This is a genomic window from Tumebacillus flagellatus (assembly GCF_000714935.1).
Classification (GTDB): domain Bacteria; phylum Bacillota; class Bacilli; order Tumebacillales; family Tumebacillaceae; genus Tumebacillus; species Tumebacillus flagellatus.
Window position 1 is genome coordinate 86,909 of sequence record NZ_JMIR01000009.1, and the last position, 24,467, is coordinate 111,375.

The window sequence follows — 24,467 nt, forward strand, 5'->3', positions numbered from 1 at the left end:
GAGAGTGCTAACAAGACTATTTTAGAGACACGAGGAGAATGAACATGGAAAAAAAGCAGTTTCAAGCGGAATCCAAACGACTGCTGGAAATGATGATCAACTCCATCTATACGCAAAAGGAAATTTTTCTTCGCGAGTTGATCTCCAACGCGAGCGACGCCATCGATAAAATCTATTACAAAGCGTTGACCGATTCGTCGCTGACGTTCGATCAAGACTCCTATTTCATTAAAGTAACGCCCGATCGGGAAGCCCGCACGCTGACGATTCGCGACACCGGCATCGGCATGACGCAAGAGGAACTGGAAAACAACCTCGGCGTGATCGCCAAGAGCGGCTCGCTTGCGTTTAAGAAGGAGCACGAAGCCAAGGACGGTCACGATCTGATCGGTCAATTCGGCGTCGGCTTCTATTCGGCGTTCATGGTGGCGGACGTCGTCACCGTCATCACCCGCGCTGTCGGACATGAGCAAGGCTATAAGTGGGAATCGACCGGCACGGAAGGCTACACCATCGAACCGTGGGACGTTGCGGAGACCGGCACGGAAATCACTTTGAAGATCAAGGACAACACCGAAGACGAAACGTACGACGAATACCTCGAAACGTACCGCCTGAAAGCCCTGATCAAAAAATACTCCGACTTCATCCGCTACCCGATCAAGATGGACGGGACCGACGGGGAAGAGCAAACCCTCAACTCGATGGTGCCGATCTGGCGCAAGAACAAAAGCGAATTGACTCAAGAAGATTACGAGAAATTCTACGCGGAGAAGCACTACGGCTTCGACAAACCGCTTAAACACATTCACCTGAGCGTGGAAGGGGCGGTCACCTACCGCTCGATCCTGTTTATTCCGGAGACGATTCCGTTTGATTATTATTCCAAGGAATTTGAGAAGGGCTTGGAGCTCTATTCGAACGGCGTCTTGATCATGGAGAAGTGCTCCGACCTGCTGCCGGACCATTTCTCGTTTGTCAAAGGGATGGTCGACTCGGAAAGCCTGTCGCTGAACATCTCCCGCGAGATGCTCCAGCATGACCGCCAATTGAAACTGATCGCCAAAAACATCGCCGGCAAGATCAAAAGCGGTCTGCAAAGCCTGCTCAAAGACGAGCGGGAGAAGTACGAGACGTTCTACAAGTCGTTCGGCCGCCAATTGAAGTTCGGCGTGTACAGCGACTTCGGGGCGCACAAAGACCAACTGCAAGACCTGCTGATGTTCCACTCCTCCAAGGAGCAAAAGCTCGTCACGCTTGACGAATACGTGTCGAGAATGCCGGAAGAGCAAAAGTACATCTACTACGCAACCGGCGATTCCATCGAGCGCATCGAGAAACTGCCGCAGACGGAACTCGTTACGGACAAAGGCTATGAACTGCTCTACTTCACCGACGACATCGACGAGTTCGCCATCAAGATGCTGATGAAGTACCAAGACAAGGAATTCAAAAACGTCTCCAGCGGCGACCTCGGCATCGACGCGGACGACGCGCAAACGGAAGAAGAGCAGCAGGAGAACCAAGACCTGTTCGACTACATGAAGTCGCAGCTCGAAGGCAAAGTGACGAGCGTAAAAGCGTCGAAACGCCTCAAAAAACACCCGGTCTGCCTGTCCACCGAGGGCGACGTCACCATCGAGATGGAGAAGATCTTGAACGCGATGCCGAACAACCCGAGCGTCAAAGCGGACAAGGTCTTGGAAATCAACCCGCAGCACGAGGTGTTCCACTCGCTGAAAGCCGCGTTTGAAACAGACAAGGACAAATTGAACCTCTATACCGCCCTGCTGTACAACCAAGCGCTGTTGATTGAAGGGTTGCCGATCGAAGATCCGGTCAACTTCACCAACGACATCTGCAAGATCATGGTTTGACGGAAAGATGGCCGCCAATCTTTGCGATTGGCGGTTTTTTGCGTGTGTTTTTTACTAAAAAGGGCTCTGCTGACAAAGCCTACGAGAAGAACTGTTTCAACGTGTTGCGCTCCAATCATCATTTTGGGTGGTGCAGGACGGAGAGTGTAATGTTATACTAATTCTCGATGCAACAGTTTTGCTACAGAAATGTTGTTTTTTCTATGTAAGGGAGTCCGTCCCTAGTAGGAGTTGGAAATGGTGCAAGTACAACATAGAACTGATCTGCAACCGGGTACAGAACGGGAAATCCGCACGAAGATCTACAACGAGATGGATCACGCGTATCTCACGCGCTGGATACAAGCCCCGGTGCTGGAATCGCTTCAGTTGATCCTCGCGTCGGCGATTGCAAGCGCGGCGTCGCTGACAGCCGCGGAGCGCGAGCGAATCGTCGCGACGTTGATGCTGATCTATCACGGGTTGGCTGTGCACGATGACATTGAGGAATACACCGCCCGCGAGGACGAGCGCTATCGTCAGCTCGGCGTATTGGCGGGCGTCTACTATTCAAGTAAATACTACCGTCTTCTGGCGGAAGCGGGTCAGATCGAACTGATGGGCTCGTTTGCGCGCGCCATTCAGGCGATCAATGAGGCCAAAGCGGAACTCGAACGGGATACGTCCGATTTCACGATGACGCCGGGCCGTTGGTTGGAGTTGCAAGAGAGCATTCACGGCGCGCTGCTGCACGCGCTGCGCCGGACGTATGCGGCCGACCAGCCGCATTGGGACGACATCGTCACGCATCTGGTGCGGGCCGCCCTCTACGCCAAAGCCTGGCAAGAGAAACCTGCTTTGCCGGTCACGCGCACGCTAGCGAATCTCACGCTGTGGCAACAGGCGAACAGCGAAGAGCGCAAATGGTGGAAGCAATTGGTTGCCGGGAAAGTTTCCGATCTCAATCGTCTCTTGTCCCTCCATGTGAAATATGGCACATCTTCAACTCTCTTCCAGCACGCCGAGGATGAAATCGGGACGGTCGAACACGCGGTGTTGCTGGCCGATGTTCCGGGGCTCTTGGAAGAGTTGCGCACGGTGTTTGACCAACTGACAGAAGTTCGACCGATCGCGCGGCTCGGCGAAGAAGCGTAAGGAGAGCACAACTTTATGGATAAAGCGAACTTTCAGAGCAAGGAAGAAAAAGTCCATTACGTGTTTGAACATATCGCCAAACGCTATGACTTGATGAACTCGCTCCTCTCAGCCGGGTTCCACAAGCGTTGGCGCAAGATTACGATGCGCAAGATGAACGTGCAGCCGGGTCAATCGGCGATCGACGTGTGCAGCGGCACCGGCGATTGGGCGATTTCGCTGGCTCAAGCCGTCGGGCCGACCGGCAAAGTGGTCGGTCTCGACTTCTCGCAGGAGATGCTTCGCTACTCCTACCCCAAAATCGAAGCGGCGGGCGTGCAGAAGCAGACGTCGATGATTCACGGCAACGCGATGGAGTTGCCGTACGAAGACAACACGTTCCACTTCGCGACCAACGGCTTTGCGCTGCGCAACGTGCCGGACGTCCGCACCGTGCTCGCGGAGATGAAGCGGGTGGTCAAGCCGGGCGGCCTCGTCGTGGCGCTGGAATTGAATAAGCCGGTCTGGAAACCGTTCCGGGCTTTGTACTTTTTCTATTTTTACAAGATTTTGCCAATCATTGGCAACCTGGCATCCCGAGATGGCATCTCGTATTCGTGGTTGCCTGAATCACTGACCCACTTCCCGGATCAGCAAGCTTTGAAAAATATCTTCGAAGACGTCGGCCTTGAGGACGTGCAAGTCACAAACTTTTTCGGCGGGATTTGCGCGCTGCACATCGGTCGCAAGCCGCAAGCATAGGAGTACCCTATGAATCGCAAAAAAGAAATTGTCGTCGGAATGACCGGGGCGTCGGGGGCGGTCTACGCGATTCGCCTCGTACAGGAACTTTGCCAAAACGACGCCTACCGCGTTCACCTCGTGCTGACGGACGCCGTCTACCAAGTGTTCAATCTGGAGATGGGCTGGCCGGTGCCGCACGGGGAACGCGATTCGATTCCCAAGTGGTTCGGCGTGCCGGAATCGGCGGATTTGCATGTGCACGCCCCGCGCGATTACGGCGCGCCGATCGCCAGCGGCTCGCACTTGACGCAAGGGATGATCGTCATCCCCTGCTCGATGGGCACGTTGTCCGCCATCGCAAGCGGAGCGTCTGACAACTTGTTGGAACGGGCGGCCGACACGCATCTCAAGGAAGGGCGGCCGTTGATTCTCGTGCCGCGCGAGACGCCTTTTAACAAAATCCATCTGAAAAATATGCTCGCCTGCGCCGAAGCCGGCGCACGGATCGTGCCGGCCATGCCGGGGTTTTACCACCGTCCGGAGACGATGGAAGACTTGATCGATTTCGTGGTGGGGAAAGCGCTGGACGCGCTCGGCGTCGAGCATTCCCTGTTCCGCCGCTGGGGAGACCGGGAGCAGGAGTAAGACGGGGGAGGAGAGAGGTTTTTATGGAAATCATCGGTGCGAACCACCCATTGGCCGACATTTGGGCCAAAGTACAACGCGAAGAACGACTGACGTTTGAGGACGGGGTGCGCCTTATGAACTCGAACGATCTGGCTTCGCTTGGCTACATGGCGAACTATGTTCGTGAGAAAAAACACGGCGCGAAAACCTTCTTCAACACCAACCGTCACATCAATCCGACGAACATCTGTCAGACGTTGTGCGATTTCTGCGCGTTCGGCGTCCGCATGAAAGACCCGAAAGCGTATACGATGACGATGGAAGAGATCGAGCACCGCATCGACATGATCACGCCGGACGCGACGGAAGTGCATATCGTCGGCGGGAACAACCCGTCTCTGAAACTGGAGTATTACGAAGACATCTTGCGCGCGGTGAAGCGCAAGCGCCCGGACCTGCACATCAAAGCGTTCACCGGCGTTGAGATCGACCACTTCACGCGCGTCAACAAACTGAGCGTCGCCGAAGTGCTCGACCGATTGATCGACGCGGGTCTGGAATCGATGCCGGGCGGCGGCGCGGAGATTTTCGCAGAAGAACCGCGCTCGATCATCTGCGACCACAAAACCACGGCGGAGCGCTGGTTGGAAGTGCACGAATACGTGCACAAGCGCGGGTTGCGCACCAACTGCACGATGCTGTACAACCACGTGGAAACCACGGAGCACCGCATCGACCACATGATGCGTCTGCGCGATCTGCAAGACCGCACCGGCGGCTTCCAGACGTTCATCCCGCTTTCTTGGCACCCGGACAACACCGAGTTGATCAAGAAGTACCCGCATCTCGGCTGGTCGACCGGCTATGACGACCTGCGCGTGATCGCGGTTGCCCGCCTGTTCTTTGACAACATCGACCACATCAAAACTTATTGGATGCAAGTCGGGGAAGCGGTTGCGCAAACCGCGCTGTGGTTCGGCGCCGACGACCTCGACGGCAACGTGGTGGAAGAGAAGATCTACCATGCAGCGGGCTCGAAAAACTCGCAAGGCATGACCAAACTCGATCTGGTGCGCTTGATCCGCGAAGCGGGTCGCCAACCGGTCGAACGCGATACGCTGTACAACGTGGTGAACACGGAATTCCCGGAGACCGCTGTTGAGATCAACGCAAGCAACGACGTGGAAGAACTGACGGTGCTCTAAGATGAGCAAGCTCCTCGCGGACACCTTGCGCATCGGGCAAATCAAGTTCACCAACGCGCTTCCGATCTGTCATTTTATCGACCGCAACAGCGCGACACATCGGTTTTTTCCCGGAGCGCCCGCCGAATTGAATCGGTGGTTGGCGCGCGGGGAGATTGACGCCGGTCTCGTCTCTTCGTTTGCGTATGCCCAGTTGGCGGATGACTTTGTCGCGTTGCGCGGCTTGTCCGTGTCTTCGCGCGGGCCGGTGGGCTCGATCTTTCTGTTTAGCAAGCGGCCGATCGAAGAGTTGAGCGGCTGCCGCGTGTCGCTGACGTCGCACTCGGCTTCGAGTGTGAGTTTGTTGCGCATCTTGCTGGGCGAAATCGGCGTCACCGACGTTTCGTACGTGACGGAGGAGCCGGATTTGCAGACGATGCTGCAGCGGTCGGAAGCGGCTCTGTTGATCGCCGATCACGCGCTGGAAGGGTCGGTGCGCGATCACGGACTGCTGACGTACGATCTGGGCGAGGAATGGTACACGCGCACGGGGCATTCGATGACGTTTGCCGTGTGTGCCGTTCCAAAGCGGATGGTGGAAGAGAACCCGGAAAAAGCTCGGGCGATTCAAGCGTTGTTCTTGGAAGGCAAGCGCAAGGGCTATGCCGACATGGAGTCGGTGATCGGCGCCGCGATGGAGAGGATGGGCCAGACGCGAGCGTTCTGGCGCGATTACTTTGGCAAACTGATACACGATTTGGATGAGGAGTTGGCGGTTGGCGCCAATGCCTACTTTGACGCCGCATACCGTCATGGACTCTTGGCCAAACCGGTCAAGCTTGAATTGTGGGGTGACGAATCATGAGTATGGTAAACACGAAAACCACGAAGTTGGATGAAGTGTTGGATAAAGCGTTGCAGGGCGAACGTCTGACCTTGGAAGACGGTCTGGTGTTGTACGACAGCCAAGATCTGATCAAGCTCGGATGGGCGGCGAACGAGATTCGCAAAAAGCACAATCCGGAGAACATGGCGACGTTCGTCATCAACCGCAACATCAACTACACCAACGTCTGCGATACGTATTGCCGTTTCTGCGCGTTCTACCGCGGGGAGAAATCTCCGGACGCGTACCTGCTGACGGATGAAGTGATTTTTGACAAGATCCAAGAACTGGTCGATTTGGGCGGCACGGAAGTGCTGATGCAAGGCGGCACCCATCCGGGCCTGCCGTTCTCGTACTACACCGACCTCTTGCGCAAGATCAAAGCGAAATTCCCGAACATCACGATGCACTCGTTCTCGGCGGCGGAGATCTGGAAGATGGTCGAAGTCTCGAACGGGCTGTCGCTGGAGCAAGTGTTGCGCGAACTGCAAGCGGCGGGTCTTGATTCGCTGCCGGGCGGGGGTGCTGAAATCCTCGACGACCGCACCCGTCTGCGCATCTCGAAGCTCAAGGAATCCTGGACGAAATGGATGGACGTGCACGACGTGGCACAGCGCCTCGGCATGAACACCACGGCGACGATGGTCATCGGCTTTGGCGAAACGCACGAAGAGCGCCTCTTGCACTTCCTGCGCGTGCGCGAGCAGCAAGACAAAACCGGCAAGTTTACGGCGTTTATCTCCTGGACGTACCAGCCGGACAACACCGCGCTCAAAGGCACCCGCGCCACGGCGGTGGAGTACCTCAAGAACACCGCGATCTCGCGGATCATGATCGACAACGTCAAAAACTTCCAAGCTTCCTGGGTCACGATGGGGCAGAAGATCGGCCAGATGGCGCTGGAGTTCGGGTGCAACGACATGGGCTCGACGATGCTCGAAGAGAACGTCGTCGCCGCAGCCGGCGCCCACAACCGCATGAACACGCAAGAGTTGATCGATGTCATCCAAGACACCGGTCGCGTGGCGGCGCAACGCGATACGCAATACAACATTCTGAAAGTTTTCTAAGGTGGATTTTTGATGAAGTTGATGGACATCTATTTTTCGCTCAAATCGGATATTGACGTGGTGGAGCGGCGGTTGCACGACGAAGTGCACACGCCGCAACGCAACCTCAAAAAAGCTTCCACCCATCTGCTCAAAGCAGGGGGCAAGCGTATTCGACCCATTTTTGTCTTGCTCGCGGGCAAGTTTGGGAATTATGATGTCGATCGACTGGCGAAGGTCGCAACTGCACTCGAGTTGATGCATATGGCATCTCTCGTGCACGACGATGTCATCGACGACGCTGCGTTGCGGCGGGGAGCCCCGACCGTGAAATCCGAGTGGGGCAACCGGATGGCAATGTACGCGGGCGATTTCATTTTTGCCCGTTCTCTGGTCTTGTTGTCTGAAGTGCCGAATGTACAAGTCCATCAACTTCTGTCGAAGTCGATCGTCTCGATGTGTGAAGGCGAGATCGAACAGATTCGCGACTTTTACAATGTCGATCAGAACTTGCGCACGTACTTGCGCCGTATCAAGCGCAAAACGGCGTTGCTGCTGTCGGTGTCGACGACGCTCGGCGCGATGGTCGCCGAGTGCAAACGGGAGACGGTGCATGCTCTGGAGCGCTTCGGCTATTATGCCGGGATGGCGTTCCAGATCATCGACGACATCCTCGACCTGACCGCCACGCCGAAGAAGCTCGGCAAACCGGTCGGCAACGACTTGCGCCAAGGCAACTTGACGCTGCCTGTGCTGTACGCGCTCCAGCACTCGCCGGAGCGCGACGTGCTGCGGGCGAACATCCACCGCGACATGACGGAAACAGAAGCGCAGGAAGCGATCCGCATCGTGCGGTCGTCCGGCGGCCTGGAGTATGCGCACCGGATGGCCGACCGCTACATGGAGAAGTGCCTGCATGCGTTGACGAAGCTCCCGCAGATGGAAGCGACCCGCCAGTTGACGGCGATTGCGCATTTCATCAACGAACGCGACCACTAAGGGTGGTCGCGTTTTTTACACGCGTTTTTTACAGACGTTGACTTGCTTCTCAGAGGCTCCCTTGGTAAAATGGACAAGGATTGTCACAACGACAAGCACAAAGTGATACATAACGAAGGAGTGTTTAACCCAATGGCAGTTGAAAGAACTTTCCTCATGGTCAAACCGGACGGCGTACAACGCGGTCTGATCGGTGAAATCGTTTCCCGTTTCGAGAAGAAGGGCTTCAAGCTCATCAACGCGAAACTGATCCAAGTTTCCGAAGAGCTCGCGAAAGCTCACTACGCGGAACTTTCCGACAAGCCGTTCTTCGGCGAACTGACCGGCTTCATCACCTCTTCGCCGGTCTTCGGCATGGTTTGGGAAGGCGAGAACGTCATCTCCACCGCTCGTGCGATGATGGGCGCGACCAACCCGGCAAGCGCTGCACCGGGCACCATCCGCAACGACTACGCGATCTCCGTCGGCATGAACATCATCCACGGTTCCGACTCCCCGGAAAACGCAGAGCGCGAAATCGGCCTCTGGTTCGGCGGCGAAACCCTCTCCTACGACAAAGCGATCAACAAGTGGATCTAATCCGCTGAATGACGAAGAGCCTGTATCCGCACGCGCGGGTACAGGCTTTTTTTGATGCGGTGTTTTTTTCAAGAGGTCGGGGTGTTGAGGTATTCTCTGAGTTTGGGCAGCGCTTCAAGGGCGGCTTCGCGCCCTGCTTGGATGCAGTATTCGATCTTGTCAAACGATGTCCAGCCGACATCTTGAACGTCGGGCGAGATCGAGAACAGTTTGTCGTCTTGCAGCTGCAACGCCGTCAATTCGGTCACGAGGATATCCCAACTGCGCATAAACACGTCAAAAAACGTCCGCACAGTACTTTGCTCCATCCCGGCGCGCAGCAAGTCGACGACGATGACGCGGTCGCAGCCGGCTTGAAACAGCAGGTCGGCGGGGATGTTCGTGCGGATGGCACCGTCGATGAGCGTGCGGTCGTTGATCCTGCGCGGCGTGAAGATGCCCGGCATCGAGCAGGACGCCCGCACGCAGGCGGCTTTCAACTGCAGATCGGTACCGATTTCTTGGAACACCGTCGACGGCATCTCGTACTCGGCGCGAGGGGACCAGCCTTCTGTGAACACGACCGCTTCGGTGCTGATCAAGTCGACGGCGGTGATGAACAGGGGAATCGGTTTGTGCGACGGAGAGAGGGTGAAGAGTTTGCTGAGGTAGCGCTCGAAGTTGATGCCGCGGATGAAGCCGTTGGGCATCAGGCGCGTGACGTCCTTATACAGACCGAAAAAATACAGCGGCAAGACGCCGAGGAAGCGCAGCGTCCCCCAGACGTTGGTCGACCAATCGACGAGTTGACGGCCTGGAAAGGACGTTGCGATCATGCGCAACGTGTGCGGAGAGAGCCCGTGGGCGTAGAGAGACGCCACGACGCTGCCGGCGCTCGCCCCGGAGATCATGTCCGGTTTGATGCCCGCTTCATGCAAAACTTCCAAAACACCGACGTGGGCGGCTCCTCGCAAGGTGCCGCCGCTCAAAGCCAAACCTAATTTCATGTCGAAATCATCTCCTAAGCAGGAAATTCGACAAACGGCGCGAAAAAACATAACGATGATGAGGATGCCTGTTGGATAGGTAAGGGGGAAAGAGAATGGCTGTGTTGGACGATTTCGACCTCTTTATGGAGAATATTTACAAATACACGAACATCGACCTCAAGAAATACAAACGGCCGCAAATGCAGCGCCGCTTGACAGCGCTCCGTGACAAGCAGGGCTTTGCCGATTTCAAGTCGTACTTTGAAGCGCTGCAGAAGAATCAAGCGTTGTTCCACGAATTTCTGGACCGCATGACGATCAACGTGTCGGAGTTTTTCCGCAACCCGAACCGTTGGGAAGTCGTGGAGAAGCGCTTGGTGCCGGAAGTGCTCAAGAAACAGAAGAAGATCAAAGTGTGGAGCGCGGCCTGCTCCACCGGGGAAGAGCCGTACACCTTGGTGATGATCTTGAACCAGTTCTTGCCGTTTCATGAGATCAAAGTTCTGGCGAGCGACATCGACGAGGGCGCGATTGCCCGCGCCAAGAAGGGTGTGTACCACCAACGGTCGCTGCAATTCGTGCCGCCGGCCTATGTGAACAAGTATTTCAAGCCTCTTGACAACCAACAGTACGCCGTCTCGGACGAGGTTAAGAAATGCGTGACGTTCAAAAAGCACAATTTGCTTGAAGAACCGTTTGAGAACGATTTTGATCTGATTATATGTCGGAATGTGATCATCTACTTCACCGAACAGGCAAAAGATCTGCTGTATATGAAGTTTTCAAACGCCTTGAAACCGGGCGGCGTGTTGTTTGTCGGCTCGACGGAACAGATTTTCAACCCGCAGTCGTTCCACTTTTCGACGTACGATACGTTTTTTTACCAGCGCCTGTAGCAGAAAGGAGCCGCCTTTTGTCGAGAGGCGGCTTTTTTGTGTATTCCCATGCGAATTACCTATTTACAAACGCGGTCGTACCGTCTAGAATTAGAAAGGGAGCGGGGGATTAAGTAACCGGTCAAACTTGACTTGGCAGTATTAATACTCACCGCCCGCAGAGACAGAACCCCATACATAAAATCGGGGTCGGGAGGCTTTTCCACAAAATATTAGAAGCCGCAGCTACGAACCTGACTACGTTAAACCAACATACCCCACGAGAAGAGGCGGTCCTTTGCGGATCGCCTCTTTTCCATATGGGACGTGAAGATCAGATGCGCAAGATTCTGAAATAAAAAAAGGATTCGTGCAAACGAGGTTTGCAGGAATCCTTTCTCCTGGGTTCATGTGAGGAGAACTTACTTCTGGTCGCCGAGGGATGCGATGTACTTCGCAACCGCTTCGACTTGTTTGTCGTTTTTGAGGCCGCCGCCGCCCATCGGGGGCATTTTGCCGTTGACGCCGTCGTGGATGATCTGTGCGATGGTTTCTTCGGTCAGAAGTTGACCGCGCTCATGCAGGTTCGGGCCAACGTCGCCCTTGAGGTCCTTGCCGTGGCACGCTGCGCAGTTTTGGGAGACCAATTTCTTCGCATCGATGGTCACTTCTTCCTTCGGATGAACGACGGTTTCCGAATACGCTGCGAAACCGCTGAATGCAACGCCCAGAACGAACAGGCTGAGGATAATGATAATACCGCGAAAACTCATTGCTCACACTCCTTCCTATCTGTACTAGCCTATTTTACCATGTCGACAGAAAAAACCGTACACTTGATTTTTTGATAACTTGTGTCCAAAATCGTACAGTTGGTAAAATTGGGCTGGTGTCATTTGGAAAACTCAGTTTATTCGGAACAAGAAGTGTAAGATTATCACCCTACTATATGACTTTTATTAATCTTTGTGTTAAGATTAAGATAGATAGACTGTATCGGAGAATGGATGTGATTTTCATGACAGAGCGGAAGGCCACAGTTGCAGAGTCTCGTTACACCGTCGTCGACAAGCTCTCCGGCAGCAGTTATTTTGGGGATTTGTACCGCGGCTATGACGAGGAGACGGGACACGCCGTGCAGATTTTGAGACTTCCTGCACACTTGGTCTCGTTTATCGGTCATGAGCAGATTCAATTGCGGGCTGATCTGTTCCAACAGGACCCGGACTTGCCGATGCTTCGAATTCTAGACGTGTTCAGTACGCCCGAAGGCAGTTCGGTGGTCTACGAAGCGCCTGCCGGGTCTCGACCGCTGTTGCATGATCTGGACGGGGAATCTCTCACCGGGATGATCGAAGTGTTCAAGAAGATCTGCGATGCGGTTGCGCAGTTGCACAGCCGCACGATGTGGCACGGAGCGCTCGCTCCGGAGCATATCTGGGTGCTGCCGGACGGCAGTGTCAAGTTGATGACGATGTTGACCGATCAGCCCCTTTCGCTGTATAACGCGTCCGGGCCGTCGGAGTCCTTGCAGTTTTTTGCCCCGGAATTGATGACGATGAGCCCGTTTGACGCGCGCACCGACATTTACAACTTGGGCGTGTTGTTCTATTACTTGCTGACCGACACGTTCCCGTTCTCTCATGAGGAGGGGACGCTCTATCCGCCGTCGCGCTTCAACCAACACATCCCGCCGCAACTGGACCGCATGGTGCTGAAGATGATCAACCAGCGTCCGACGAAACGCTTCCAGTGGGTCGGGCAGATCATCGAGGAACTGAGCCGGACGCTGGGCCGTCATGAAGCGGTGGCGGAGTTTGACCATCCGGCGTACGGCGCGGAGCATCTGTTCTCGCCGGAATTCACGGGCCGCATCGAAGAAGTGGCGCAACTGTCGCTGTTCTATGAGCGCCAAATTCAGGGCGGACGCAATTCGCTGTTGATCACCGGCAAGCGCGGGGTCGGACGCAAGCGTCTGATCTACGAAGTGTCCGGCCGCTACATGTTCAAGATGTCCGGCGTCTCCGTCGATTGCAGCGGCGTTGCCGGCGCAACGATTGAAGACTTGGCGGTGCGCCTCTTGATGATCTGCTTCGGCGTTCCGAAACTGGAGCGCGTCGGTCAACAATATGTGCGCCCGCTTGCGAAGATCATCTCGCGGATCGCGTTTGAATACCGCGACATGCTCGTGGGCGACACCGAGGTTGCGTCCACGTCCGTGCGAGTCGGCACGGCCGAGGGCGACCGCTTGGAGCCGGACGCGCTGTTGCTGGAGTTTTTCACCCAAGTCATCGAAGTGACGGCAGAGCCGTTTGTGTTGGAGTTGTACAACGTCAACCAACTCGACGCCGAGACGATTCAGTTTTTCAAGAAGCTGCTCAACAACGAAACGCTGATGATTGGCATCATCGGTGTCGCGGAAGAAGAGTCGCCGCTGTTGTCCGAATTGTTCCAAGAGCGCATGCACTTGCACAATTTGCCGGCACACCAGATACGCGAGTGTGTGCTGTCGCGTTTCGGGGAAGCGAGTTTCCTGAGCGATGAGTTTATCGAGTGGTTGATCCACCATTCGGACGACATCTTGGGACAAGCGTTGCAGTTGGTGGAGTACTTGGTGAACACGAAGCAGCTCTACCTCCAGCGCTACGTGTGGCACATGGAGGCGCCGTCCGTCGAGCAACTGAACATTCCGGAATCGATGGAGTCGCTGATCATGTACCGCTTGGAGGCGCTGCACGAGCAGGCGAAGCGGGTTTGCCAGGTGTTGTCGCTGTTCAAGGGCGCTTTCGTCGTCGAAGCGGCCGCCAAAGTTGTCGGCATCTTATCGGTGCAAGAGTTGACGCAGATCTTGCATCGGTTGGCGGAGCAGGGGTTGTTGCTTCAAACGCACAACTACTACCGCTTCCCGTCGGCAAACGTTCGCCAGCATGTCTACCAGTCGATTCCGTCCGAAATCCGCCAAGAGATGCACCACGCCTTGGGGCACCGCTTGCTGGAGGTCGGATCGCTCGAATATATGGAGATTGCGTATCAATTGGAGTGCGGCGGGGAGTGGCAACCGGCGATCGCCTGCTATGTGCTGGGCGCGCGACGGTGTTTCTTCCGGAATCTGCTGCTCGATGCGCAAGCGCAAATCCGCAAAGCGATCGGACTGTACGATCATCTGACGGACCGCACCTGCCCGAACTCGCTGTACCATTATCTGGCGAGGTTGTTGAAGCTCTCCGGCTCGCTGTCGGAAGCAAGCGACGTGCAGGAGGAGTTGTACAAGCGCACCGGCAACGTCCGCTCGCTCGTCAACATGACGATGAACCGTATCAACATCGGCGCTTATCACCGCGTGGAGCCGTACGTGCAATACATGGAACAACTGGTGCGTGAAGGCAAGCAACCGCATAAAGTCCAGCAGTCGCTGATGGTCATTCTCGGCATGTATTATATTGAGACGGAAAGCAACTACTCCTACATTCGCGATCTGGAAGACTACCAGCAGAAAAACAGTTCCATCCTGCGCGAAGAGATGAACATCAAGGACTACGTGACATGGCTGTACAACCTGCAAGTGCTGTTGACGTACGTGCCGGGCATCACGTGGGAGCACCGCGCCCGCTATCTGCACGAAGCGGCGACGCTCGCGGAGCATCACAGCTTCCGTCAGTTGCTCGTCGGCATCTACAACTGCATGGCGATCGGCTTCCAAGAGTACGATCCGCTGAAAGCGAAGGACTACTACTTGCAATCGGCCGACCTCGCCGCCAATTTGGGTGACAAGTCCAAAGAAGCGATCGCCTACATCAACTTGATTGAAATCTACCGGATGCTCGGCGACATGTACCACTCGCACCGCTACATCGAAAAAGCCCGCGAGACCGGCACGCTCGTCAACAAGGGCGATGACACGTACCTGTTGCAAAACGAGATCGAGCATTTCCTGTTCATTGAAGACTACGACAAAGCCGAGCAAGTCATCAAGAAGATGACCCTCACCGCCAAGATCAACGGCCAGCAGAAGATGCGCGACACGGCGTGGCTGTTCTGGTTCCAAATCTACTGCGAGCGCGGCGACCGCCGCCGCATCGACCGGATGTGGCCGATCATCCAGCAGATTTGCCAAACGCGCAAATTCGAGTCGGAACTGCAATTCCTGCGGGCGCGCTACCGGATCGTCTACCGCGAGTACAACGCGGTCATCGAGGAATTCCTGCCGCTCGTCGAAGAGCCGGACGTGCCCAACGAAGTGCGGATCAAGCGCTACATGTTGCTGCTCGAAGCGATGCTGCAAGCGGGGCGCTGGCATGAAGGGTTGGAGATGGGACAGCGCGTGCAGCAGCTGATCCACAACACCGGCTATGTCGGGTTCCTGGCGCGGGCGCACTTCTACTTGGGGCGTCTGTTCCAGTTGACGCACCAATTCGTGCAAGCGAATTTGAATTACAAGCGCGCTTTGATGTGGTACCGCAAGCTCAACCAGCAAGGGCGTTTGACCGAGATCGACCGCTACATGCGCCAAACCAACTTGGAGATGGTGCGGGCGGCCGATGCGATCACCGACCGGATGCTGCGCGACGTGCAAGGCCACGACCCGGCGGCCGGCGTCAAGATCGCCGAGGGCGGCGGGCGTTTGAAGGACTGGGCGCGCGCCATCGTCAAGGAGCGCCAAGAGATGATCGACACGCTGACCGACAACGAAATCCTGCTCGATGCGATTCGCCGGGTTTCTTCGTCGATCATGGTCAAAACCGTTTGTGAAAACTTGGCGGCGGTCGTGTTTGAGAACCTCTTGCTCGACCAAATTCACTTGAGCATCAAGATCAGCGACGGGCGGGTTGAACAGGTGCACCTGAACGAGCAATTGCAGGAAATCCCGTTCACCGAAGGCAGCGAAGTGGAGAAAGTGTTCCAAAGCGTGCTGGAAGTCGAGCGTCCGGTGGAGATGGAAGGCACGATGTCGTACCTCTACGGCATTCCGGTCTTCTCGCACGACCAACAAGTCATCGCCGTGATGTGCTTGGAGAAGATGTCGTTGCAAACGCCGTTCACCGTGCGGGACAAGCGTTTCATCACGATGCTGGCTCAGTTGGTTTCGTCCAACGTCGAAAACGCCATCCTCTACGAAGTGATGATCACCGACAACTTGACGGGCCTCTACCAGCGCAACTACTTTATGAAGCGTCTGAACGAGGAATTTACGAAGATCATGCGCTACGGCATCGACCTGTCGTTCCTGATGATCGACCTCGACGATTTCTCGAAAGTCAACAACCGCTACGGGCACAACGAGGGCGACCGCGTGTTGCGCGCCGTGGCGCAAGTGTTGCAGCGCTCCGTGCGCAACGTCGACATCGTCGGTCGCTTTGGCGGCGAGGAGTTGGTCGTCATCTTGCCGAACACCAACGGCTCGGCGGCGCGCATCGTTGCCGAACGGATTCTGAACAACCTGCGCGCCCTGCCGATTGAGGGCAACCGCTACCAGATCACCGCGTCGATCGGCGTGGCTTCGCACGACCTCGACCGCCCGGAAGACGTGCTCGACTTGATCGAGAAAGCCGACCAAGCGGAGACGTTTGCCAAGCGCAGCGGCAAAAACCGCGTGGTCTGCCACTGGGAGATGGTGCAGATGCAACAGAATCAACCGCAGAACCCCTCGCAATCGCACTGAGGACCAAGACCATGCCCAAACTTCGGGTATGGTCTTTTTTTCCTTGCCGCACACTAGGCACAGGGACTTCTGACGGGAAAGGAGTGGACGCACCGTGAAGAGCCGGGAAACAAGACCCCGGGTGATGGATGAGCACTATGGCAAACGGCTCGGTTTTTTGAAAAAACTGCACCGCTATTACAGCGAGAAAACGGACGAAGAGCTGCTCTACATTCGGGCGCAGTTGGTGCGCGAACAGCATATGCTCGGCAACGTGGCGCTGCTTGCGTCGACGACCCCGATCGTGTTTTTGATTTTCGGCGCGCAGTTGGGCAAGTACTTTCCGCACGATTCCGTGTCGTGGGTGGTGGCGGTGGTCGTCTGCATCTTGATCATCGTCTGGTCGATCAACCACAACTTTCGAAAAAAATCCCGTGTCCACCTCGACCTGTTTCTCATCGAGGAGATCCAAAAGCAACGTTCCCAAAAATCCCAGCGTCCTGTATAATTGAATGGATATACGGGGAAGGGAGCGTGAGCGCATGCAGACAACGAGAACCTGGTCCGTGCGTCCGCTGACGATGGCCGACGTGCCGTCGCTTTTGGAGTGGTACAACGACGAAGAGTTGCACTACATTGCCAATTCGCGGGCGTTTATTCCGTACACGCTTGACGAATTGCTGACCTACTGGAAGAAGAAAGTCAACCGGGAATACGCGCAGTATTTCGTGATTGAGCATAACGGAGAGCTGATCGGCCGCTGCGGGTTGAAAGGCACCGTACAGAGCATGGACGAAGTGGAATACTCCGTCTTGATCGCCCGCCGCTCGCTGTTTGGCAAGGGCATGGGCACGGAGATCACGAAGCATCTGTTGGACGTGGCGTTTTCCAATCCGCAGGTGCAGCGCGTGAAGCTCCATGTGCGCAAGGACAACGAGCGCGCGGTGCGCTGCTACGTCAAAGCCGGCTACCAAAGCGTGCATGCGTTCACGCAAAACGGCGTGCCCACCGTGCAGATGCAAGTGGAACGCAGCGAGTGGGAGAGGAGGATGTTGGGATGAAAGTACAAATCGATTGGCAAGGCAAGCGCAAATTCCATGCGGTCGGCGGGTCGGGACATCCGGTGACGATGGACGCCAAAGCGGACATCGGCGGCGAAGATTCCGGCGCGCGCCCGATGGAGCTCCTGTTGATGGGGCTTGGCGGTTGCACCGGCATCGACATCGCGATGATCTTGGAGAAGATGCGCCTGACGGTGGACGAGTTCTCGATGGAAGTGCACGGCGACCGCGCCGAGGAGATGCCGCAACGCTTCACCGACATCACCTTGCACTATGTGCTGAAAGGTCCGGATTTGACGCCGGAGAAAGTCGAGCGCGCCATCGTGCTCTCCAAAGACAAGTATTGCTCGGCGTCGGCGTCGCTCAATGCGAACTTGCGCGTTACGTTTGAAGTGAACGGCGAACTTTATGCAGTTGGAGGAAGTCAAACGCAATGAAGACGATCAAATGCACGGATTGCTATGAAGAGAATCTCGTAACCGAACAGCGCTGCACCCGCTGCGGCCGTCTCTTGGACGACGCCCGCCGCGAGCAGACGCGCGACCACTTTGAGTGGCAGCACCACGATGCGCCGAACACGATTGTGCAACGGAGCAAGGGCGGCGGTCGGAACGCGGAGAAGAAAAACACCGTTTGGTAAGCAACACAGGACACCCGCGCCGGAGGGCCCGGGTGTTTTTTTCAGAGGAGCGAATGATGGATGAGCGATGAATTGGCGAGGCTTGTGATCGGGGAAGACTTGGCGGGGAGAATGGTGCGGGACGTGCTGGTCCAGCGGTTGGAGATGTCGCGAAAACTGATTCGCAAACTGGTCGAAGGACAAGGCGTGCGCGTCAACGGCGAGCATGTGTGGCTGACGTGGCGTTTGAAGCAGGGCGACGAACTGCGTTTGGTCTTGCCCGCCGAGGAATCGGAAGAGATCTTGCCGGAGCCGATCCCGTTTGCGCGGGTGTACGAAGACGACGACGTGCTCGTGGTCGACAAAGCGGCGGGGCTGATCGTGCACCCGACGACGGGGCACTGGACGGGGACGCTGGCGAACGGCGTGGTGTACGACTGGAGAGAGCGCGGCGTGACCGCACGGTTTCGCCCGGTGCACCGGATCGACCGCTACACGTCGGGGCTGATCGTGATTGCCAAAAACCACTACGCGCACAAATTGCTCGGCGAGCAGATGAAGGAGCGCAAGATCGAGCGCTTGTACGAAGCGGTGATCCACGGCGTGATGGAAGAAGCGCGCGGGCTGGTCGACGCGCCGATCGAGCGCTCCGATGAGGACCGCCGGGTGCGCGTCGTGCGCAAGGAAGGCCAAGACGCGCGGACGGCCTACCGCGTGCTGGAGCGCTATCCGTTTGCAGAGGCGAGGCCGGAAGAGTTCATCGTCGTGCCGGGCGGACAGATCAAGCCGGGCGCGACGCGTGTGGAGTTGAAGCTGTTCACGGGCCGCACGCATCAGATTCGCGTACATATGAAACATTTGGGGCACCCGTTGTTCGGAGATGCCATGTATTATGAAGGAGACGATTCAGAGTGGATCGAGCGGCAGGCGCTGCATGCCAAGCTGCTCGGGTTTGAGCATCCGCGCACCAAGGAGTGGCTGCGGTTCGTTTCGCCGTTGCCGGCCGACATGGAGCAACTGGTGGAGCGTCTGCGCCGCCGAGGTGAGTAAGGGGAGGAGGATGAGGCATGGAAGCGACCGAGAAACGGTTTACGATCGAAGTGTGTTCGAGCAACCAGTTCCTCGATGACATCGAGACGGTGGACTGGTTGATCGCAACCTACCCGGAAGTCGCCATCGAGCCGGCCGACTGCTTGGACCGGTGCGGCATCTGCATCCGCTATGCGTATGTGGTGATCAACGACGACTTCCTGTACGCACACAGCGTGCCGGAGTTGAAAGAGAAGATCGTCGGTTATCTCGACAGCCATCGCGCGGGTCGGGAAGATGCGCAGAAGTAGTTTTTACAGGGGCAGAAAAAAGACACAACCCGCGAGCGAGGAATCTCTCCGGGGTGTGTCTTTTTTGATAATTGGATTAGAGGATGCGGGTGGTCGTGTGCGGCGCCACATAGGTGCCGACGTTGTGGCCGAGCAGGATCTTCTCCATCGTGCCGGAGGAGTCGATGTCGAAGATGTGCAGCGGCAGGTGGTAGTCGCGGGCGAGCAAGAGCGCCGCTTGGTCCATCACTTTGAGGTTGTTGGCGACGACGTCCTCGTAGGAGATCGTTTCGTAACAGCGGGCGGCGGGTTCGAGCTTCGGATCGGCGGTGAAGATGCCGTTGACGCCGTGCTTTGCGACGAGGATGGCGTCGCAGCGCAATTCCAGCGCCCGTTGCACGGCGGGATAATCGGTGGAGACATAGGGCTGTCCGGTGCCCCCGGCGAGGATGAGCAGATAGCCTTTTTCCAAGTGGTGGAGGGCGCGCAGGCGGATGTACGGCTCCGCGATCGAGTTCATCTCAAACGCCGAGAGCACGCGGATTTCATACGCGGAGCGGGCTTTGAGCACGGAGCGCAGCATCAGCGAGTTGAGCACCGTTCCCATCACGCCGATGTTGTCCGCTTCCGCTCGCTCAATGCCCCAATTGTCCGCCACGTTCCCGCGAAAGATGTTGCCGCCGCCGATCACCACCGCCACTTCCACGCCGAGGTTGGCGACGGACAGCACTTCGCGGGTGAGATGTTCGAGCGCGTCTGAGTCAAATCCAAACTCCTTGCTCCCGGCGACCGCCGCGCCGCTCAGTTTGATCAGAACGCGGTTGTATCGTCTGTTCTCCAACGAACTTCCTCCCATCTGTACGGGTTGCTGCGCAGGTTCTTCGGAGAAAGATATGAGGGGGAGGGTGTTTTTTTGCGAAGTTTTCGTAGAAGTTCTTTTATTTAATGAAAAAAAAGCATCCGGCCGCCGCTGTGTCACAGTTCAGGGGGGCCGGATGCTTTCTTTTTTAATGCATCATCTTTTCCGCGACTTCCACCAACTGCAAGGGCGAGATCATGCCGGTGTCGTAATCGCCTTGGAGCACCCGGTATTGGTCGGCGAAGCTCTGCGCGCTGTGCAGATGGTCGCTTTCGGGGTAGCCGTAGCCTTTGACCAGGAACCCCTTGGCTTCCAGATAGTGAATGGCTTTGTTGATGTTCATCTTGGCTTCCATGAGGTATCCCTGCCTTTCCAGAGGGTAGTATGCACAGCGGTGGAAGTTCTTAGTCGAGTTGACGAAGATTCCGACGATTGGTAGAATGTACGTATTGTTTGGGACACGTGCAGAGGGGATGGATGGAGATGCTTACGTTCTTGATCGTCGCGGCTGTAGTGTATTTGTTGTACTACGGAGGGGTTCGCTTGCAAGTGCGCGCGCACCTGACCGGGCAGGCGATGTTGGACGTTCTCGGTTATGCATCCATGCTGTCGGCCGGTATGGCGGTGGGCATCTACGGCACGTTGGCTCTCGCGGCACAACTGGCTCCTGAAGCCGAAGGTTTGTTGCTCAGCCTCATCTCAACCGCTGTCTCGATTGCGGTCGGTGAGTTTTTGTATGCCCGCAGTTTCCGCTTGTCCTTGCAATTGTTGGCACCGCTGCGCTCCGAGAAAAGCAAGCGGTAGTCCTGGACCCATACATAAGAGTCCGGAACGGCAGACACACTTGTGCTGACCGTTCTTTTTTCATCTATTTCCAGAAGGGGTTGAGATCTTGAGCGACCTGAACATTCGCGCTGTGATGAAGGCGCTGCTCGCCGATCATGGTGTCTCCGGACACGAAGACGGCATCGCCCGCCGGTTCTCGGAAGCGCTTGCACACTTTACCTCCGATATTCGCATCGACAAGATCGGCAATTTGATCGCCCGCATCGAGGGCGACGGTCCGGCTCCGCGTCCGAGCATCATGCTCGCCGCGCACATGGACGAGATCGGTCTGATGGTCACGAAAATCGAACGGGGCGGTTTCCTGCGCGTGACCAACGTGGGCGGCGTCGACCCGCGTTCGCAAGTGGCGCAGGAAGTGCTCGTGCACGGACGGAACGGCAGCTATGTCGGCATCGTCGGCTCCAAGCCGCCGCACTTGACCTCGCAAGCGGAACGCGGCAAAGCCGCACCGCTTCCCGATCTGTTCATCGACCTCGGCATGCCGGAAGAGACGGTGCGCGAACTCGTGCGCATCGGCGACACCGTGACGATCCGCCGGGAGCCGATTCAACTGCAATACGACCGCATCGCCGCGAAATCGGTGGACAACCGCGCCAGCATGGTGGTGGTGCTGGAATGCCTCGCCGAACTGAAGCGCCTCAAAGTCGGCGTGGACGTCTACGCGGTCGGCACCGTCCAAGAAGAGCGCGGCCGCATCGGAGCGGGTCCTGCGACGTTCGGCGTCAACCCGGACATGGGGATCGCCATCGACGTGACGTTCGGCGAATACGCGGGAGCTCCGGCAGACGGAGCGTTTCCGCTCGACGGAGGCCCGACGATCCTGTTCGGCCCGAACTCCCATCAGAAGATCACGAAGGGTCTGGCGGAGACGGCAGAGCGTCTGAACATGCCGTACGCGTACGAATACATCCAATCGGACAGCGGCACAGACGCGCATCTGATGCAGATTCAACGCGGCGGGATCGCGACCGGTCTGGTCTCGATTCCGGTGAAGAACATGCACACGTCGGTGGAGACGGTCTGCTACCGCGACATCGAGCGCGCGGGGAAACTGCTCGCCCATTTTATCGCCGGAATTGACCGGGCGTATGTGGAGGGATTGTCTTGCTACTTAAACGACTGACCGAAGCGGTCGGCCCGTCCGGCTTCGAAGATGAAATCCGCCAAGTGATTTACGAAGAGATCAAGGACTATGCCGACCAGATCTACACCGACCCGATGGGCAACTTGATCGCGGAGAAGCACGGCACCCGTCCGGGACCGAAAGTGCTGCTCTGCGCGCATATGGACGAAGTGTCGCTGATGATCGCCGCGATCGACCCCGACGGGATGATCCAGTTCCGCCACATCGGCGGCATCGACGACCGCATCCTCGTCGCCAAGCAAGTGTTGATCGGCAAAAACCGCATCTCCGGCGTCATCGGCTCCAAACCGGCGCACCATCAAACGGCCGAAGAACGCCGCAAGCCGATCCCGCTCGACGAACTGCGCATCGACATCGGCGCATCGTCGCGGGAAGAGGCGCTGCGCTGCGTAAAGCCGGGCGACTTTGCCGTTTTTGCCACGAAGTACGAAGAGATCGGCGTGCGCCGCGCGAAGTCGAAGTCGTTTGACGACCGCGTCGGCTGTGCCGTCCTGGTCGAGACGATCAAGAAAAACTTCGACATCCCGGTCGTGTTCGGGTTTGCCGTCCAAGAAGAGATCGGCTTGCGCGGGGCGGGACCGCTCGCGTATCGCGTGCAACCGGACATCGCGCTGGTTTTGGAAGGGACGCTCGCGTCCGACATTCCGGGCACCGTCCCGCACGGACGCGCCACGGAGCTGGGCAAGGGTCCGGCGATCTCGCTGATGGACTCCGGCTCGGTACACAACCGCAAATTCATTGACCACATGCAGGAGGTGGCGGAGGAATCCGGCATTCCGTACCAGTTCCGCAACACGATTGCGGGCGGCAACGACGCCGGCCGCATCCACATCTCGCGCACCGGCGTGCTCTCGGGCGTCGTTTCGGTGCCGACGCGCTACATCCACGCGCCGTCGCAAATGATCTCGCTCGACGATTATGAGAACACCATTTTGCTCGTAGAGAAGTTTCTGCAGAGCGTAGAGCAAGGAGGACTCACCTCATGAAGGAACTGTTGACCCGCCTCTCGGAAGCCTGCGGTCCGTGGGGCCGTGAAGAGAAGGTACGTGAAATTCTCAAGGCGGCGGTCGAGCCTTATGCGGACGATATCCAAGTCGACGTGCTCGGCAACTTGATCGTCACGAAAAAAGGAACGGGAGACTCTCGCAAACAGCTGCTCCTCGTCGCGCACATGGACGAAGAGGGCCTGCTCGTCAACCACATCGAAGACAACGGCTACCTGCGCATCCAAGGTCAACTGGAACCGGCGTACCTCGTCGGCCAGCGCATCGAGTTCCCGAACGGCACGATCGGCATCGTGCATGCGGAGAGCGCGGGCAGTCCGGGCGACTTGACGTTCTTCGGCCTGTTTGTCGACATCGGCGCAACGACGGCGGAACAAGCGAAGCAACGGGTGCGCCTCGGCGACATCGGGACGCTGTCGCATACGGTGCTGGAGTTGACCGAGAACAAACTGGTCGGCAAAGCGATGGACAACCGCGCGGGCTGCGCGGCGGCGGTCGAAGTGCTGAAGAACCTCGGCTCGCAAGCGCACGACGTCACCGTGGTGTTCTCCACGCAGGACGGCGTCGGCAACCGCGGGATCAAACCGGCGGGCTTCGGCCTGGAACCGGACTTCGCACTCGTCCTCGACACAGTGCGTACGGGCGACACGCCGGGCGCAGGCCGTTTGGAAGTCAAACTCGGCGACGGCGTCGCGGTGAAGCTGATCGACAAAAACTACATCGTTCCGCCGCGCGTCAAACATTTCCTGTTTGACCTAGCCGAAGCGAACAACATCCCGTACCAACTCGAAGTGCTCCAAGAAGGCTCGAACGACGCGGGCGCTCTGTTGACCCTGCGCGACGGCGTGCCGACCGGCGGTCTTTCGATCCCCGTTCGCTACTCCAACACGACCTCGGAGATGGTCGACCTCCACGACGTGCAAGCGGCGGCGGATTTGGCTTTGCAAACCCTCACGAACTACAGCTTGTAAAAATAGCCAAACGGCGCTCTTGTCGAAAACGAGAGCGCCGTTTTATAATGGACACTAAATTACCATGCTTTAAAGCGCGACAGTGTAGGAGAGGAGCCGAGAGAG

At 57.0% G+C, this 24,467-nt stretch carries 25 protein-coding genes; 21 read left to right on the plus strand and 4 right to left on the minus strand.

Annotated features, from left to right (window positions below; all coding sequences use genetic code 11):
- The first annotated feature begins 44 nt into the window (after positions 1–44).
- The 9 genes from htpG (at position 45) to ndk (ending at position 9,058) form a co-directional block, all read left to right on the plus strand.
- On the plus strand, positions 45–1,877 hold the full coding sequence (gene htpG / locus EL26_RS08280; protein WP_038086662.1) for a molecular chaperone HtpG: 1,833 nt from the start codon (positions 45–47) through the stop codon (positions 1,875–1,877).
- A gap of 240 nt (positions 1,878–2,117) precedes the next feature.
- On the plus strand, positions 2,118–3,011 hold the full coding sequence (locus EL26_RS08285; RefSeq protein WP_161780684.1) for a heptaprenyl diphosphate synthase component 1: 894 nt from the start codon (positions 2,118–2,120) through the stop codon (positions 3,009–3,011).
- 15 nt (positions 3,012–3,026) lie between these two features.
- Positions 3,027–3,752, plus strand: coding sequence for a demethylmenaquinone methyltransferase (locus EL26_RS08290; RefSeq protein ID WP_038086665.1), 726 nt, complete (start codon positions 3,027–3,029; stop codon positions 3,750–3,752).
- 9 nt (positions 3,753–3,761) lie between these two features.
- Entirely contained in the window at positions 3,762–4,379 is a 618-nt protein-coding gene (locus EL26_RS08295) for a UbiX family flavin prenyltransferase (protein ID WP_038086667.1), read from the plus strand.
- 23 nt (positions 4,380–4,402) lie between these two features.
- The gene (gene mqnE / locus EL26_RS08300; RefSeq protein ID WP_052036143.1) at positions 4,403–5,566 is read left to right on the plus strand and encodes an aminofutalosine synthase MqnE; all 1,164 of its coding nucleotides are present in this window, start codon (positions 4,403–4,405) and stop codon (positions 5,564–5,566) included.
- A 1-nt stretch (position 5,567) separates the two neighbouring features.
- Positions 5,568–6,410: a menaquinone biosynthetic enzyme MqnA/MqnD family protein gene (locus tag EL26_RS08305; protein WP_038086670.1), complete on the plus strand. Its 843-nt coding sequence runs from the start codon at positions 5,568–5,570 to the stop codon at positions 6,408–6,410.
- Positions 6,407–7,501, plus strand: a complete 1,095-nt coding sequence (gene mqnC, locus EL26_RS08310) for a cyclic dehypoxanthinyl futalosine synthase (RefSeq protein ID WP_081857067.1) — start codon at positions 6,407–6,409, stop codon at positions 7,499–7,501. The genes EL26_RS08305 and mqnC overlap by 4 nt, the downstream gene beginning before the upstream one ends.
- A gap of 12 nt (positions 7,502–7,513) precedes the next feature.
- Positions 7,514–8,479 carry a polyprenyl synthetase family protein gene (locus tag EL26_RS08315; protein ID WP_038086676.1) on the plus strand — a complete coding sequence of 322 codons (966 nt, stop codon included), beginning with the start codon at positions 7,514–7,516 and terminating at the stop codon, positions 8,477–8,479.
- A 132-nt stretch (positions 8,480–8,611) separates the two neighbouring features.
- Positions 8,612–9,058 carry a nucleoside-diphosphate kinase gene (gene ndk, locus EL26_RS08320; protein WP_038086678.1) on the plus strand — a complete coding sequence of 149 codons (447 nt, stop codon included), beginning with the start codon at positions 8,612–8,614 and terminating at the stop codon, positions 9,056–9,058.
- Positions 9,059–9,126: 68 nt separating this feature from the next.
- On the opposite strand, the gene EL26_RS08325 is transcribed toward ndk, so the two are convergent.
- Positions 9,127–10,044, minus strand: a complete 918-nt coding sequence (locus EL26_RS08325) for a patatin-like phospholipase family protein (protein WP_038086680.1) — start codon at positions 10,042–10,044, stop codon at positions 9,127–9,129.
- A gap of 104 nt (positions 10,045–10,148) precedes the next feature.
- Between EL26_RS08325 and EL26_RS08330 the strand changes: the two genes are divergently transcribed.
- Positions 10,149–10,922: a CheR family methyltransferase gene (locus EL26_RS08330; RefSeq protein WP_038086835.1), complete on the plus strand. Its 774-nt coding sequence runs from the start codon at positions 10,149–10,151 to the stop codon at positions 10,920–10,922.
- 401 nt (positions 10,923–11,323) lie between these two features.
- Here the strand turns inward: EL26_RS08330 and EL26_RS08335 are convergent, their stop codons facing one another.
- Positions 11,324–11,674, minus strand: coding sequence for a c-type cytochrome (locus tag EL26_RS08335; protein ID WP_052036144.1), 351 nt, complete (start codon positions 11,672–11,674; stop codon positions 11,324–11,326).
- A gap of 245 nt (positions 11,675–11,919) precedes the next feature.
- On the opposite strand from EL26_RS08335, the gene EL26_RS23605 reads away from it, so the two are divergent.
- From EL26_RS23605 to EL26_RS08370, 7 genes are all read left to right on the plus strand, one after another.
- The gene (locus tag EL26_RS23605; protein WP_161780685.1) at positions 11,920–16,560 is read left to right on the plus strand and encodes a diguanylate cyclase; all 4,641 of its coding nucleotides are present in this window, start codon (positions 11,920–11,922) and stop codon (positions 16,558–16,560) included.
- Positions 16,561–16,684: 124 nt separating this feature from the next.
- A complete protein-coding gene (locus EL26_RS08345) occupies positions 16,685–17,047 on the plus strand; it encodes a hypothetical protein (protein ID WP_038086681.1) in 363 nt (120 codons plus the stop codon).
- 34 nt (positions 17,048–17,081) lie between these two features.
- Positions 17,082–17,600: a GNAT family N-acetyltransferase gene (locus tag EL26_RS08350; RefSeq protein ID WP_038086683.1), complete on the plus strand. Its 519-nt coding sequence runs from the start codon at positions 17,082–17,084 to the stop codon at positions 17,598–17,600.
- Positions 17,597–18,037: an OsmC family protein gene (locus EL26_RS08355; RefSeq protein WP_038086685.1), complete on the plus strand. Its 441-nt coding sequence runs from the start codon at positions 17,597–17,599 to the stop codon at positions 18,035–18,037. Before EL26_RS08350 ends, EL26_RS08355 begins: the two co-directional genes overlap by 4 nt.
- Entirely contained in the window at positions 18,034–18,240 is a 207-nt protein-coding gene (locus tag EL26_RS08360; protein ID WP_038086688.1) for a hypothetical protein, read from the plus strand. The genes EL26_RS08355 and EL26_RS08360 overlap by 4 nt, the downstream gene beginning before the upstream one ends.
- A gap of 60 nt (positions 18,241–18,300) precedes the next feature.
- Positions 18,301–19,269: an RluA family pseudouridine synthase gene (locus EL26_RS08365; protein WP_038086691.1), complete on the plus strand. Its 969-nt coding sequence runs from the start codon at positions 18,301–18,303 to the stop codon at positions 19,267–19,269.
- A 17-nt stretch (positions 19,270–19,286) separates the two neighbouring features.
- Complete coding sequence (locus tag EL26_RS08370) at positions 19,287–19,559, plus strand: YuzB family protein (RefSeq protein ID WP_038086694.1); 273 nt, start codon at positions 19,287–19,289, stop codon at positions 19,557–19,559.
- 76 nt (positions 19,560–19,635) lie between these two features.
- Here the strand turns inward: EL26_RS08370 and pyrH are convergent, their stop codons facing one another.
- Positions 19,636–20,379 carry a UMP kinase gene (gene pyrH / locus EL26_RS08375; RefSeq protein WP_338010853.1) on the minus strand — a complete coding sequence of 248 codons (744 nt, stop codon included), beginning with the start codon at positions 20,377–20,379 and terminating at the stop codon, positions 19,636–19,638.
- 166 nt (positions 20,380–20,545) lie between these two features.
- Entirely contained in the window at positions 20,546–20,752 is a 207-nt protein-coding gene (locus EL26_RS08380; RefSeq protein WP_038086699.1) for a hypothetical protein, read from the minus strand.
- 128 nt (positions 20,753–20,880) lie between these two features.
- On the opposite strand from EL26_RS08380, the gene EL26_RS08385 reads away from it, so the two are divergent.
- From EL26_RS08385 to EL26_RS08400, 4 genes are all read left to right on the plus strand, one after another.
- The gene (locus EL26_RS08385; protein ID WP_038086702.1) at positions 20,881–21,201 is read left to right on the plus strand and encodes a hypothetical protein; all 321 of its coding nucleotides are present in this window, start codon (positions 20,881–20,883) and stop codon (positions 21,199–21,201) included.
- An 88-nt stretch (positions 21,202–21,289) separates the two neighbouring features.
- Positions 21,290–22,366 (plus strand): zinc-binding metallopeptidase family protein, encoded by a 1,077-nt coding sequence (locus EL26_RS08390; RefSeq protein WP_238546080.1) that lies wholly within the window; start codon positions 21,290–21,292, stop codon positions 22,364–22,366.
- Positions 22,348–23,373 (plus strand): M42 family metallopeptidase, encoded by a 1,026-nt coding sequence (locus EL26_RS08395; protein ID WP_038086711.1) that lies wholly within the window; start codon positions 22,348–22,350, stop codon positions 23,371–23,373. Before EL26_RS08390 ends, EL26_RS08395 begins: the two co-directional genes overlap by 19 nt.
- Entirely contained in the window at positions 23,370–24,362 is a 993-nt protein-coding gene (locus tag EL26_RS08400) for a M42 family metallopeptidase (RefSeq protein ID WP_038086714.1), read from the plus strand. The genes EL26_RS08395 and EL26_RS08400 overlap by 4 nt, the downstream gene beginning before the upstream one ends.
- Positions 24,363–24,467: the final 105 nt, after the last annotated feature.